This is a genomic window from Paraflavitalea soli (genome assembly GCF_003555545.1).
Classification (GTDB): domain Bacteria; phylum Bacteroidota; class Bacteroidia; order Chitinophagales; family Chitinophagaceae; genus Paraflavitalea; species Paraflavitalea soli.
On record NZ_CP032157.1, the window covers coordinates 2,526,390 to 2,540,156 of the forward strand.

General features: G+C 49.4%; 10 protein-coding genes and 1 riboswitch. Of the genes, 4 read left to right on the top strand and 6 right to left on the bottom strand.

Annotated elements, in window-relative coordinates; all coding sequences use genetic code 11:
• Nucleotides 1-37 precede the first annotated feature (37 nt).
• Together D3H65_RS09245 and D3H65_RS09250 are read left to right on the top strand one after the other, a co-directional pair.
• On the top strand, nucleotides 38-2,281 hold the full coding sequence (locus tag D3H65_RS09245; RefSeq protein ID WP_162915510.1) for a T9SS type A sorting domain-containing protein: 2,244 nt from the start codon (nucleotides 38-40) through the stop codon (nucleotides 2,279-2,281).
• A 272-nt stretch (nucleotides 2,282-2,553) separates the two neighbouring features.
• Entirely contained in the window at nucleotides 2,554-3,816 is a 1,263-nt protein-coding gene (locus D3H65_RS09250) for an erythromycin esterase family protein (protein WP_162915511.1), read from the top strand.
• Between the two features lie 413 nt (nucleotides 3,817-4,229).
• On the opposite strand, the gene D3H65_RS09255 is transcribed toward D3H65_RS09250, so the two are convergent.
• Nucleotides 4,230-5,204, bottom strand: a complete 975-nt coding sequence (locus D3H65_RS09255) for a hypothetical protein (protein WP_162915512.1) — start codon at nucleotides 5,202-5,204, stop codon at nucleotides 4,230-4,232.
• 225 nt (nucleotides 5,205-5,429) lie between these two features.
• Nucleotides 5,430-6,269: an RteC domain-containing protein gene (locus D3H65_RS09260; protein ID WP_162915513.1), complete on the bottom strand. Its 840-nt coding sequence runs from the start codon at nucleotides 6,267-6,269 to the stop codon at nucleotides 5,430-5,432.
• A 368-nt stretch (nucleotides 6,270-6,637) separates the two neighbouring features.
• On the opposite strand from D3H65_RS09260, the gene D3H65_RS32870 reads away from it, so the two are divergent.
• Nucleotides 6,638-6,811: a hypothetical protein gene (locus tag D3H65_RS32870; protein ID WP_162915514.1), complete on the top strand. Its 174-nt coding sequence runs from the start codon at nucleotides 6,638-6,640 to the stop codon at nucleotides 6,809-6,811.
• A 70-nt stretch (nucleotides 6,812-6,881) separates the two neighbouring features.
• A riboswitch (cobalamin riboswitch) is annotated at nucleotides 6,882-7,084 on the top strand.
• A 37-nt stretch (nucleotides 7,085-7,121) separates the two neighbouring features.
• On the top strand, nucleotides 7,122-7,511 hold the full coding sequence (locus tag D3H65_RS09265) for an acyl-CoA thioesterase (RefSeq protein WP_119050037.1): 390 nt from the start codon (nucleotides 7,122-7,124) through the stop codon (nucleotides 7,509-7,511).
• A 239-nt stretch (nucleotides 7,512-7,750) separates the two neighbouring features.
• Here the strand turns inward: D3H65_RS09265 and D3H65_RS09270 are convergent, their stop codons facing one another.
• From D3H65_RS09270 to D3H65_RS09285, 4 genes are all read right to left on the bottom strand, one after another.
• Nucleotides 7,751-8,854, bottom strand: coding sequence for an efflux RND transporter periplasmic adaptor subunit (locus D3H65_RS09270; protein WP_119050038.1), 1,104 nt, complete (start codon nucleotides 8,852-8,854; stop codon nucleotides 7,751-7,753).
• Nucleotides 8,851-11,991 (bottom strand): efflux RND transporter permease subunit, encoded by a 3,141-nt coding sequence (locus D3H65_RS09275; protein ID WP_119050039.1) that lies wholly within the window; start codon nucleotides 11,989-11,991, stop codon nucleotides 8,851-8,853. The genes D3H65_RS09270 and D3H65_RS09275 overlap by 4 nt, the downstream gene beginning before the upstream one ends.
• Before the next feature lie 4 nt (nucleotides 11,992-11,995).
• Nucleotides 11,996-13,396: a TolC family protein gene (locus D3H65_RS09280; protein ID WP_119050040.1), complete on the bottom strand. Its 1,401-nt coding sequence runs from the start codon at nucleotides 13,394-13,396 to the stop codon at nucleotides 11,996-11,998.
• A 115-nt stretch (nucleotides 13,397-13,511) separates the two neighbouring features.
• Complete coding sequence (locus tag D3H65_RS09285; RefSeq protein WP_119050041.1) at nucleotides 13,512-13,724, bottom strand: hypothetical protein; 213 nt, start codon at nucleotides 13,722-13,724, stop codon at nucleotides 13,512-13,514.
• Between the last annotated feature and the right edge of the window lie 43 nt (nucleotides 13,725-13,767).

The following is a 13,767-nucleotide window of genomic DNA, read 5'->3' on the forward strand; positions in this document are numbered from 1 at the left end:
CGGCTGATATATGGCCCGTTTTAACCCCTACACCCATATGCTGAAAACAATACTCTGTACCCTCCTGCTCTCAGGCGCTGTTTGCGCCCAGGCCACCATCCGCTATGTAAAAGCCGGCGCCTCAGGCCCCGGCACCGACTGGTCCACCGCCAGCGGTGATGTACAAGCCATGATCAATGCCAGCACCGCCAGCGATGAAGTATGGGTGGCAGGCGGCACCTACCAGCGTCCCACCAATTCGTATTTCACGATGAAAGAGGGGGTGAAAGTATACGGCGGTTTTGCCGGAACGGAAACGGTGCTCTCCCAGCGCGACCTATCGCTTACAGCCAATACAAGCACCTTGCAGGGCAATGGAAGATCCGTGGTGTACAATGATGGTAATGGCCTCACGAATGCTGCCGTGCTTGATGGTTTTACCATTACCGGCGGGCAGACAACTTATGGCGCTGGCATATTTAACCGGGTATCTGCACCCACGATTTCCAACTGCCTCATCAGCGGTAACAATGCCACCACTATGGGTGGCGGCATCTTTAACCAAACCGGTGCGCCTCGCATTATCAATTGTACCATCAGCAACAATAAAGCCCCGGCCGGCAGTGGTATCAGTAATGAAGATGCCAATGCCTTCATCACCAATTGTATCATCAGCGGCAATGGATCGACAGCGGTCTCAAGGGGCGGCGGCATACAAAATAGAAATACGTCCGACCCCATTATCACCAACTGTTCCATCACCGGCAACATCGCTTCTCAAGGCGGAGGCGTATACAATACAGCTTCTTCACCCAAGTTGACCAATTGCACCATCAGCGCCAATTTCGCTAATACGGCTGCGGATGGGGGCGCTATGTACAATGCCTCCAGTGCTACCCCCCGGTTACGCAACAGTGTTCTATACGGCAATAGTAGTGGCATCTTCAACACCGCAGGTTCCACACCCGACATACAATTTTGCCTGGTACAGGGCCTCATGGGCACGGCTACCTTCAATATAGCGGGCTCTTCCGACCCCCTGTTTGTAAACCCCTTACCACCGGGCATCAGTACCGGCGGGGACTATCGCCTGCAGCCTTGCAGTCCAATCATCAACAAAGGCAAAAACGACTATTTTGCCGTGGGACAAAGCATTGACCTCTCATCCATCACCACTGACCTGGATGGAGGACCACGCATACACAACGGCGTTAAGATAGACTTTGGCGCCTATGAGTTTACAGGCAGTAATACGGGTGGCCTGGTGTTGGCCAACAGTGGTGATGCAGTAACCGCCACCATTTCTGCCGGCCTCTCCACTACCGCCTTCACAGCGGCCTGCCGGGTGGTGGCCATGGTATCGCCCGATGGCACGGGCACCACGGTGAGCGGTGCTGTGGATGCCAAAGTATGGATAGAAAGCACCCAGCCTGCCCTATATGTAAAACGGCATTATGAAATAACACCTGCCTTGAATGCGGCTACGGCCACCGGCAAGGTAACCCTATACTTTACCCAGGCGGAGTTCGATGATTTCAATGCCGTCAATACCTTGCAATTGCCAACTGGTCCCACCGACGCTACCCGCATTGCTAACCTGCTTATCGAAAAACGCGCCGGCACCAGTAGCGATGGCAGTGGATTACCCTCTACCTATTCAGGCGCATCGGCCACCATTGATCCCGCAGATACCGACATACAATGGAATGCCACCGGCAGCCGCTGGGAAGTAAGTATACATGTAACGGGCTTCAGTGGCTTTTTTGCCAAGACGCATGCGTACACCATGCCCTTGCGTTTACTGAGCTTTAAAGGCAACCAGCGCAGCGGCTATAACCAATTACAATGGGCTACAGCCGAGGAGATCAATACCCGCCATTTTGAACTGGAAAGCAGTACTGATGGCAGCAGTTTTACCCGGATCGCCACCATCGCTGCCGCAGGCAATGGAAACAATGGCTACAGCTATGACGATCAGAGCATACATGCCGGCAAAACATTTTACCGCTTGAAGATGGTGGACCTCGACCAACGATTCACTTACAGTTCTGTTATCGCGATTACCAATAACAGCAACAACAGCCTTCGCCTCTTCCCCAACCCTGTCAGCGATATCACCTATATCCATGCAGGCAATGCCTTATTGCACAGTAAGGCCACCTTACACGATGCCAATGGCAGGCTGCTGCAAACCATCATCATCACTACCAATCCACAACCCATCCAGTTGCAACACCTGGTTAAAGGCCTATATGTAGTACAATTTGCAGATGGTACCGCAGAGCGGTTGATCAAACAGTAAAGCGGGGAGGGATCAGCAGGAACTGTTTTTAATAAGATGCAGGCCAGGCCGCTCCGGCCGGGCAAAGGTGAGTCACTCTGCGCCGCTGCATCTTCCGGGCGGCAGAGCGGCCCACCTTACCCTGCACGGCGGCATACAGCTTTCGACGAAATCAGCCTTTCCTTCGACAAAACCGGCGCCAGCTATTTATGTCGTTTCTTCCTCCCCTGTTGCAGAACCAGCCTTTCCGGCCGGTCATGGCCGGCGTTTCTTTGCTGCATAAACTTAATGATATGCGTTCACTACTTGTTAGCCTGGTTATGATCCTTTCTTTGTCCGCCACTTGTCAGCTTATTCCTGCTTCAGCCATTACCCCCATTAATAAAAGAGAAAAGTACCTCGATAGCCTCGTGGCCATGATCGGCGACAAACGTATTGTGGCCATTGGGGAAGACACCCATGGCACCGGCGATTTTTATGATCTCCGCGCAGCGATCACCGAGCGACTGATCCGCCAAAAAGGCTTTACCATCGTTATACTTGAAAACCCGCATGAGGATATGATGGCTTTACAGGACCACCTCGCCACCGGCAATCTGGATACCCTGATGCGTAAACACCTGTTCGAGATCTACCAATCAAAAGAAATGCGCCATTTCCTGGTATGGTTCCGCAAACAAACCGCCAAACAGAAAAACCTGAAGCTGGCCGGTTGTGATGACAGCTTCCGGGATATATTACCCCAATACCTGCTGGAAACAGCTGCCAGGTACAAGGACAGTACCCTGAACAGTATGTGCCGCGATTTTATGCTTCGCCAGACACTGAACATAAAAAGCTATTACCAGCAAACCGGCCGCATCAATAAAGATTCCCTGCCCAAACCCATAGACCACAGGCTTGCCACTTACCGCCTCACCGGACAAATGGATTCATTATGCATCAGCAAAAAATACAACGATGCGCTATTAAAGGAATTGATCTTTCATGCCAGATCCAACTACGCCTACTTTGACCCTGTTACCAAAAAGTTCAGTGTATCGAGGGACGAGATGATGGGCAAGCGGATCAATTTTCACGCAGCCGATCCCTCCGCCAAGATCATCGTTTGGGCGCACAGTGCACATATTGCCCGCTATGCCTGGCTCGAAAATGAAGTGGGGCTAATGGGAGCCACCGTAGCAAAGCAATATCCCAGGGATTACTTTTCCATTGGTTTAAGTGGGGGAACCGGCAGTTATTCCTATATCAATGTCCTGAATATTAATGCCGACCATCATTTTAAAGACACCTTGTTCCAGGCTGATCTACTGCCGGTCCTTGCCGGATCCTGGAACCAGCAGTTAAGTGAACCCAAACCAGCAGCCTTCCTGGTCAACTTTGCCAGACTGAGCACCAGTGAACGGGCTGAATGGGAAAAACCCCGGACGATCAAAATGTTGGGGTATAACAAAGAGAAAAGCACCGATAAAAATTATTACCCCGTATCCTTACCGCAACTATTCGATGCCCTGATCTTCCTGAAAGAGACACACCATACAACAGCCCTCTTTTAAAAAGGGGGCTGACCGCCGGAAACATGAAAAAAGGCCCGGTGCAGCAGACCTGCTCCAGACCTTCAGATTAGAACAATATCAACTCTGGCAAACTACATTGACTGTTTCATCTTGATGGATTTGTGAGCGGTCATCAGCCATAAAAAGGGCGCCTCCCGCAGGAAGCGCCCCTATCAAACCTCCTCTTCTTCCTGAGTACAGCAGCATGGCGATGCCCTTACACCCCTTCAGCGAACTGTTGGGTGTTGCGCGACGTGTGGTCCACGGATGTTGTTGGCTTGATGTGGTGGCCGCTGTAGTAACAGCGACCGGTGTCCTGTTGCAGGAAGTGAGCCGCAACTGCGTGCCTGTGCGCCTTAACTTCGACTATTCACCGCACCGGTCAGGAGGATGAAGTGTGCCCCACCCAGCCATCAGGGCTTGTTGACAGCTACAATTGCGGTAGCATTGCGCTGCACAGACTTGAGCGGATAACTGTCACCGTTCAACTGCTGGTTGTACTCGATGCCGAGGGCCACCAGGATCGTGTCGGGTGAGTTGGGTGGTAGGTTCAATACGATGGTACTGGCAGCGATGCGAAGATTGTCCCAGGCTATTTCGTCAGTACTGCCACGATCGTAGGTGGTTTCTTCCGTTTCAAAATTGACCGTTCCGGCACCCGCCACAATGCGGAAGTGAGTAGTGCCAGTGGCGACGCTTACCATCGTCTTAGGTACGAAAGAAGGTATGGTGATGGTCACCTGGCCTGTTACCCGGTCGATCGCTACCGGGCACTTCACAAATAAGGAAGATTTTAGCGATGCCCGTGCGTTGAAGTTGAAGCCCTTCAATTGCCGTTGGTCGCCAAGGGTCACGGTACGTTCACCTCTTTTGCTTACTGTGTCGGCAGAAAGTGTACGCTTAAGTACGGTCAACAGTCTTGACTGTATTTCGGCGTCTTTAGCAAAAGAGGTGAGATCGCGAAACAGGTCGCGCACCAGGCTGGCGGCTTTGCCCGCCCGCCCGAATTCAGACATGTTTTCCCGTGTACGTTCATAGGCCGGATCATTCATGATCTTATCGGCACTGGGTCCTTTAGATGTAGCCATTGTAATTTGATTTAATTGTGATAAAAAAGGTTGGCCGGTCCAACTGAGAAGATCTTTATAGAAAGTGCTGAAGTCGAGCTTGCCGGAATACCCGTAATGGTCCGGGCGTTCCTCATAAAGAGTGTCCATGGCCTGCACATGCTCTACACATTGCCTGAACGCTCTCTGTAAAGGCAGCAGTTTCTCTAAGGAGTGTAGGCCATGTGTAGGCAGCAACCAGGCCACCAGGCCGCCATTGTCTGTCAGCAACGGCATGATCGCGCTAAAGTTGGTGACAGGTATGTTGGTAGTTGATAACATATACATCAATTTTGATAACACAAAGCTGCGGTATCTGGCAAGCCTGATTTACCTATATCGTACCCAGTGGGTAGAAATTTATTTTTGCAACAGGGCATAAAAAAAACGTCCTAAAAAGAACGTTTTTTAGCTAAAACCTGGCCGGCTGTCCAATGCCGTAAGTGATTTACCCGACATAAACAACCCAGTGGGTAGAATTTATTTTTGCAACAACTGTAGACTTATTCAATAATTCCTGTTGTCCATCAACTGGCGAAACAATTCTACCAACTGCTTTACAAACCGCATAGGGTCCTTTCGTTCTGAATTTTGCCTGCCAAGGTGATAAAAATCTTTTGCGTCAAAGTTCCAGGCCAACTCACAAGCTTCCTTTAGCTCTTTCAAGGTCACATTACCATGATTAAAAATGCCTCCGGCCTTCAGCAGGTACACCACATCATTAAACTGTGATTGCGTGCCCGTAAAGACTACCCGCTGTTGTGTGGCTTTAGTAACAGGAAGATCAGACACCCTCTCCCCTGCCTCCAGCAGTTGTACGATGTATTTCATTTGAAGTTCCATCGATATCAGGTCGGCCAGTGGCCCATCACCAGAGGTGCAAAAGTCTTCATAGTAATCGGCTGACGAGGACATGCGCAACCAATCATAGTATTCCCGCAGGAAGTAAACAGCGTCGAGGGCCGTGGTGCCTGACCGGTAATATTGCCATATGGGTTGCGGTTGATTCAAAACTTTCACCAGCAGTTCCAGTTCCTGCGACAACCGCTCCTTTTCTTTGGACCAGCAACCTTTTAGTTCGCCCAGGTGCAATAGCAGCACCCGTTTATAGTAGTGGTGCCGGCCGGCAATGGCTGGTTTGATGTGTTTGAAGAAATAGATCTCAGTATCGCGATCGGGGAAACCTTCTGTGGTGATCAATTTTCTGAGTTGACGAAGACTGTCAAGACAAAGCTGGCTGCATTGGGCTAATCGGGTGTTCAGTTCGCCTTCCTCTTTTTCTATTTCCTCCAAACGTTCCAATAAGGCGTTGTAATGACGGCTGAGTATGGTTATTTCGGTGCCCATAAGATATGTATTTGGGTGAGGCTGCATCAGCACAGAAAGGCTGATGAATAGCATTAATGATTCCTTGTTGAAAAGCGATAGGAAATGCGAAAGAAAGAGGAATGAGAAAAAAAACAATAAATAAAAACAGCGAGAGGAAAAGATGAACAATAACAAAGTTGGTAAAAATTATCACATTACCAAATAAATGTTTTGTTAAACATACTTCCGTTAGCGTTATACATTATACGGTGTACCATGGGAATACTGGTGTTAATGCGACCGCAGAATATTTTTTTTAAAAAAAGTAGTGCTGTATTGTAAGGTTTCGCAGCTCTACTTGTTGTTATAAGTAGAAAGCGAGAGGAAAATATTTAAACCTTTTACAAATGAAAAACTATTCGGCCAGGGCCCGCAAACTGCGCCTGCTTATTTATAAGTATGCGAAGGGAACGCTGACGATCCATGAAAAACAACAACTGGATGCATACAGACGCAATGGACGGTCACCACCCTCGTGGTGTTGGTGGTCGCAGTATTGGCCTGTTACGTGGTATATCTGAAGGGGAAATGACACCGGGCAAGCAATGGCTGATCCCTGACTTTAATGTAAAATGTTCTCGTGTAATTATTACCTTCGTCGCAGCATTTGGTTCCTCTACTGCCCGTCAGCAGAGGATTAAAATGGGAATCCGGTGAAAATCCGGAACTATCCCCGTAGCTGTAAGTTCCACTACAGTTTGTGCACTCAAGCCACTGTTCATGCCGCCCCGGCAGAATGGGAAGGCGGACAAACCGGAACAAGTCAGAAGACCTGCCAGGTGTACATAGTCGTAGCTTTCGGGTGAAAAGTGGCGTGCTAAATTAACTTATATGAACACAGAACAAATCGACAGATCAGTTACCAGGATCTTTAAGGCCGTATTTCCGGAAAGTACGAATCACTACGACACCTTATTTGGAGGCACTGCGATGGCCCTGATGGATGAAGTAGCTTTCATTACAGCTACGCGCTTCAGCCGCCAGAAAATGGTCACCGTAAGCAGTGACCGGATCGATTTTAAGAAGCCCATCCCTGCCGGTACCATTATCGAGCTGATAGGAACAGTGTCGCATGTGGGCAATACCAGTCTGAAAGTACAGGTGGAGATCTTTATCGAACAAATGTATTCCCAGCTGCGGGAAAAGGCTGTTACAGGCGAGTTTACCTTTGTGGCCATTGATGAAAATAAAAAGCCGGTGGCTATTCAAAGGCTGCCATAAGTTCGATCCTGCTGATCTGGCCCCCTATAAGTATTGGTCTGCAAAAGATCTTGCATAGTCCCTGATGGTATTTCTCACTTGCCTGAACTGTTCCCTGATCTCTTCCGGCGACCGGTGGCTTTGGCAGGGCCAGCCCCAGTTCTTCTACCAGTTCACCACAAATACAGGCCTGTGCTTTCACCAGGTGCTGCAGGATATACAAAAAATATTTCTACTGCTTTTGTAGTATGCTCCGTGCACTAATTCTTTTTCCAGAACGCAGTACTGCCGGGCTTTCGCTCATCAGTGGCTCTTACGACCAATGTATCATTGTTATGCAGGTCGCCAAAAACTTCAATGCCTTTGTCGGTTGACATGCCCTGCCGCACATCCACCCAGGCAGCTTTGCCCTCCTTCACCCTGATCACAAACTTACGTTCCTGGTTGGTAACGATGGCTGTAGGCGGAAGGATAAACGAATTACCCACCCGTTGCAAACCCAGCTTCACATAGGCAAAAGAACCGGCTTTCAGGTCACGCTTATGGTTATCATACACGTATTCCCAAAGCTCTGTGCGCGTTTCCGGCTGGATGCTCTCACTCTTCCGCGTCAGGGTAGCCTGAAACAATTGATCGGGATACGCATCTACCCGAAAGGTGGCTGTTTTGGAAACAACCCCTGCTGCAACATACAGTTCAGGTATAGCTACTCTCAGCCGCAGTTGGCTATTGTGCTGTATGGTTAAAATGGCCTGGTTATTACCCACCAATGCGCCCCTGTCGGTATGGCGGGCCGTAATCACCCCGTCGAAAGGAGCCTGCAGTACCAGGTAACCGGCCACTTCTTTGTAGGATTGGGCCAGTTGCCGGGCAGCTTCATAGCTGGCGCTATCAGCGAGGTATTGATTCCTGCTCCGTTCCAGGTCCACGGGGGCTACAATGCCGGGTGTTTTTGCCTGGGCTGCTTTGGAAAGCCGCTGGTATACATCAGCAGTACTCATGTATTTTGCCTTTGCCGCCTGCAAAGCAGATTGGAACTCTGCGTATTTGGTTTGCAGTTCCGGGGCCTCAATGATCGCCAGGGTTTGCCCCCGCCGTACCTGGTCGCCCATGTCTACTTTCAGGTCTTTTACATAGCCCTGTACCCTGGCAAATAATTCCGCCTGTTCATAAGGCAATAGCTCAGCAGGAAATTCAATGCTCTTGGTTACATTGGTATCATGCAATACCAATACAGGAACTGTATCAGGCGCATTCACCGGTGCAGCCACTGCCGGTGAAGGGGTATTATCGCGACAACCGATCAGTAAGACTACCCCTGCTACGGCCAGTAAATATTTCATTGACTGATTGTTGCTTTTCATTGTTCATTATAATTTTTGCTGTTCACATCATCCGGATCAAGCGAAGCGGAAATATATTTTCTTTTCCCCATGGCATAATGGTATACGGGAGGCAGAAAGAACAAGACGGTGATCGTAGAAAATACCAGCCCACCGATCACTGCAATGCCCAATGGAGCGGTTTGATCACCCGCATCACCCAGGCCGATGGCCATAGGGATCATACCGGCTATCATGGCCAGGCCGGTCATGAGGATGGGACGCAACCTGCTTTCAGAAGCCACCAGGAAAGCCGTAGCAGGATCACCCGCTTTACGCCGGGCTTCGGCAGCAGTGATAAATAATACGGCATTGGCAATCGCCACGCCGATAGCCATGATACAACCCATATAGGATTGAATGTTTAACGTATTACCGGTCAACAAAAGGAAAAGCAATGATCCTGCTATCACGGCAGGAATGACGGAAAGAATGATAAGCGACACCCGGAACGATTGAAAAAATACGGTCATCAACAGAAATATGACCACGATGGCCACCAACAATCCAAACTGCAGGCTATACAGGGTATCTTTCAATAATCCGGGTTGGCCGCGCAGTAAGACTTTCGCACCTTTCGGAACAGGCGCCTGGCTAATGAGGGCATTCACTTTTTTGAACGCACTACCCAGGTCCTGCCCCTGTACATTGGCTGTAATGGTAATATAGCGTTGTTGATTCAACCGGTCGTACTCACCGGGTATGCTGATCCGTTTCCAGGAAGCCACTTCATTGAGCAAATGACTACTGCCATTGCCGGAAGCTACGGGGATCATTTCCAACTGGGTAGTATTATTCATGCGGTATTCAGGGTATTGCACCTGTATGATGTAAGCCGTACCGGTCGTTTTATCCAGCCAGTAGGCCGGAGAAGTAAAACGGCTGGAGGAAGTAGCAGCGGTGGTGGATCGGGTAATCTGATCGGTGGTAAGGTTCAGTTGACCGGCCTTCATCCTGTCCACCTCAATTTTGATGGCCGGGTAATTGAGTGGTGTGGCAATCTGTACATCCCTGATGGATGGAATGGCCGTAAGTTGGTTGTATAACCAGTCAGCCGTTTTCTTTCCTTCTTCCAGGTTCTTATTGACAACTGCGATCTCAATGGGATTGGTGAAGCCAAGATTCAGTACCTGTTCAGCAAGATCACCCGGTTCAAAAGATATCTTTGCAGCAGGTATTTCTTTGGCCACGGTGGCCCTTAGCTGATCTTTGAACTTGTCCAATCCGATAGCACCGGGTGTTAATTTAATTCTGGTAACAGATTCATGTGGTCCGCCGGTCCACAGGTGAATATAATTGACCGGGAAACTGGATGGCTGGGTGCCGGCAAAGGCGGAAGTAATACGTACATTTTCTTTTCCGGCTATCCTGTTCACCGCATCCAGCAATTGACGGGTGGCATCTTCTGTTCTTTCCAAACGGGTGCCTACGGGCAGGCGTAATCTAACCTGCGTTTGACCAGTATCAGCCTGGGGAAATAATTCCGTGCCAATGGTAGAGAAAAGCAGCACAACAGCTCCGAGAGAGATCACCAGCAGCAGTATTGTAAATAATCCTCCGCTGCGTTGCAGGCGACTGCCATAGTGTGTATAGCTTTTTCTGATACGGTCAAAAGATCCCGGTACCTTTTCACGGCTGCTCAAATGGTGTTTCATGATCCAATTGCCCATGACGGGAACAAAGGTTTGCGATAAGAGGAAGGAAGCCACCATGGCAAAACCCACAGCCAGTGAGAGTGGCAGGAACATGGCCCTGGGCACGCCATTCATGAAGAGGGCCGGCACAAAGACCGCCAGGATACTCAGCAGGATCAGGAGCTTGGGCATGGCTATTTCTTTTGACGCATCGGCAATGGCCCTTGCTTTGCTTTTCCCCATTTCCTGGTGCCGGTGCATGTTTTCGATCGTCACCGTCGCTTCGTCGACCAATATACCAACAGACAACGCAAGGCCGCCCAGGGTCATGATATTGATGGTTTGGCCCGTCAGGTACAGCAAGGTGGCAGAGGTGAGTAAAGCCAGCGGGATCGTAAGCACAACGATCAACGCTCCTCTCCTGTCTCCCAAAAACAGCCAGACCATTATTCCGGTTAAAATAGCGCCAAGTCCTCCTTCAAACAATAAACTGTTGAGCGCGCTGATCACATACCCGGACTGATCAAATTCATAGGATACCTTGATATCTTCCGGAATGGCGGCCTGCATATCCGGCAGGGCCGCTTTTACCCGCTGCACCACATCCCAGGTAGAGGCATCCGCTCTTTTGGTAACGGGTATATATACAGAGCGCTTGCCATTGATCAGCGCATAGCTGGTAGTCACATCCGAGCCCAATGCTACGGTAGCTATGTCTTTCACAAACACCGAGGGACCGCTGCCCAATTGCAGCGGCATATTTTGCAGGTCCTGCAGGTTCTCGATGACACTATTTTGTGGGGTGATATAGGTGCTATCGCCTATACGGACATTACCTGCCGGGCTAATGGTATTTGTTCTTACCAGGGACTGCACTACCTGGTCGGGCGTAAGGTGATAACTTCTGATCTTATCCGGATCAACGGTGATCAGCACGGTCTTTTGGTTGCCGCCAAAGGGTGGCGGTGCAGATACACCCGGCAAAGTAGCAAACATGGGCCGGACGCGGAACAGGGCCAGATCGGAGATCTCTCCCAATGAGCGGGTTTCACTGCTGAATACCAACTGCCCCACCGGCACACTGCCTGCATCGAAACGCGTAATGAAAGGAGGAACCGTGCCGGGCGGCATAAAGGCCCGGGAGCGATTCACATAGCCTACCACCTCCGCCATCGCCTGGCTCATATCGGTGCCTTCGTTAAATTCTATTTTAATGAGGGCAGCTCCCTGAATGGATCTCGAATCCACATACTTTACGCCGGTGATGTACAGAAAGTGATACTCATAATAAGAGGTAATGAATCCTTCCATTTGTTCGGGCGACAACCCGCCATAAGGCTGCGCCACATATACGGTGGGCAAACCCAGTTTGGGGAATATATCAACCTTTGTGTTGCGTACGGCCAGCCAGGAGAAAAATAAGATGGCCAGTACTGTTACCAGTATGGTGAGTGGATGCCGCAACGCCGCAGTAATGAGCTTCATACAATCAGTTAAGTTGATCTAAAAAAATGGAGAGGTTTCCTTTGGCGACGGCAACAGACAGTAATGATCGCCACAATTGCAATTGTGCAGTGGCGTCGTTGAGCGCTGCCCGGGTTAATTCATACTGCGATTGGTAGATCCTGGTGTAATCAATTAAACCCGCTTCATAACTTAACTGTAACCCTTCATACACCGCCCTTGCAATTTTCAATTGTACGGGTGTCCTGGCAGCAATCTGCAGGTCCTGCCTGTATTGCAGCGTGGCGTTTTCTATTTGTTTGGCAATATCCAGCCGGGCCTGTGCCAGCCTGGCTTCTTCGGCCTTCAGTAAAAAGCCATATTGTTTTTTCCGGATATTGACCTTGCTGAATTGAAGCACGGGGAAGCTTAGTTGCAGACCAATACCCGCATTGGTCCTTGAAAGTCCCCAGCCATCGGCTTTATGAACGGCGCCCTGAGCATCCACGCCGGAACCACGGGCATACAGGTTGCCCCAGATATCCAGTTGAGGTACCCAGGAACGTTGTATTTCCCGTAACCCTGCTGCCGTTGTATTTTTTTGTGCTTCTATAGATTGATACACGGGATGATTACGGAGGGAAAAAGAATCCGCTGCAATCAATACCGGTTTAAACGCAGAATCCGTCAGCACTATATTGCTTGCCCCCTCATTGATCCCGGTTAAACGCGATAGTTCCGTTAACTTTTGCAGGTAGGCTTTTTCCGTTTGGAGGTATTCAATTTCAGCCTGGATGATGGCCGATTGGAATTGTGCGGTATCAATACCGGGCTTTAACCCGGTTTTTGCCAGTACCAGGGATTGTTCGAGGTTTACCTGGTACCGCTCCATCATTGCGGCAGACAGGCGGCTGACAGTTTTGAGGTAAAGACTTTCGAGGTACAGGTTAATGGCGGCATATTGAAACTGGAACAGTTGCTCATTATAACTGGCGCTGGCCTGTTTGTATTGCGCAGCAGCTTTTTCAATAGCAGCATTGCGCTGCCCGAAGGTGAAGGGATTCCATTTGATCAAAGCGCCCAGGGCAGTGCCGGGAATAAAGTTCATGTCATTGCCCACAGAAGGAGGTCCGCTGATCGGTAACAGGAATCCGGGATAGCTCATGCCTGTAATATTGTTGAAAGTAGCCAGGTTCACCTGGTACCCTGCTGTAAGATCAGGCACCAGGCTGTTTTTGGCAAGGGACCCATTTTCTTTGGCTGCCTCTACTTGCTGACGCCAGGCTTCCAGTTGCGGCAGGTTGTGCTGCACTTTTTCCATCGTTTCCTGCAAAGACAATTTTATTGGTTGGGCGGTAACGATCCCGGGGCCAGCCATCAGTACCAGGAAAGTGAAGAAGATATTTGCCAGGGAGGTTCTAACTCCTGATAGAAGAACTGTTAACATGGGGTGGCAAATATTGGAAATATACTGCCTTATTCATGGTATATTTGAAAATAGTACGGTACCCGCCCATGAATAAACTCAGGGGTGTAAACCTATTCCGCTTTATTGAACCGTTTTATTTCTTCCAGGCTGGTTCATTTTTATTCTCATAATCACTAAAGGCTTTTTCAAGGCCAACCAGTACTTCAGCTGAAGTTTCAAAAAGGGCTTTTGCCGCCGGATCATCCACTTTCAAAACATCTTGCCGTAAATGATTAATTAGTACCTTAAACTCCTTTTTAATATTGGCAGTATGCTCCATTGGATTGCTTGTGCTCTTGTTATCCATAATACCTGATTTTATAGTTAAATAATAATGTAGGAAACATGGT

Excerpts from the sequence above, each read along its gene's own strand:
- D3H65_RS32870 (WP_162915514.1), top strand. The coding sequence starts at position 6,638 with ATGAAAAACTATTCGGCCAGGGCCCGCAAACTGCGCCTGCTTATTTAT.
- D3H65_RS09260 (WP_162915513.1), bottom strand. The coding sequence starts at position 6,269 with ATGGGCACCGAAATAACCATACTCAGCCGTCATTACAACGCCTTATTG.
- D3H65_RS09285 (WP_119050041.1), bottom strand. The coding sequence starts at position 13,724 with ATGGATAACAAGAGCACAAGCAATCCAATGGAGCATACTGCCAATATT.
- D3H65_RS09255 (WP_162915512.1), bottom strand. The coding sequence starts at position 5,204 with ATGTTATCAACTACCAACATACCTGTCACCAACTTTAGCGCGATCATG.
- D3H65_RS09265 (WP_119050037.1), top strand. The coding sequence starts at position 7,122 with ATGAACACAGAACAAATCGACAGATCAGTTACCAGGATCTTTAAGGCC.
- D3H65_RS09250 (WP_162915511.1), top strand. The coding sequence starts at position 2,554 with ATGCGTTCACTACTTGTTAGCCTGGTTATGATCCTTTCTTTGTCCGCC.
- D3H65_RS09275 (WP_119050039.1), bottom strand. The coding sequence starts at position 11,991 with ATGAAGCTCATTACTGCGGCGTTGCGGCATCCACTCACCATACTGGTA.
- D3H65_RS09245 (WP_162915510.1), top strand. The coding sequence starts at position 38 with ATGCTGAAAACAATACTCTGTACCCTCCTGCTCTCAGGCGCTGTTTGC.
- D3H65_RS09280 (WP_119050040.1), bottom strand. The coding sequence starts at position 13,396 with ATGTTAACAGTTCTTCTATCAGGAGTTAGAACCTCCCTGGCAAATATC.
- D3H65_RS09270 (WP_119050038.1), bottom strand. The coding sequence starts at position 8,854 with ATGAAAAGCAACAATCAGTCAATGAAATATTTACTGGCCGTAGCAGGG.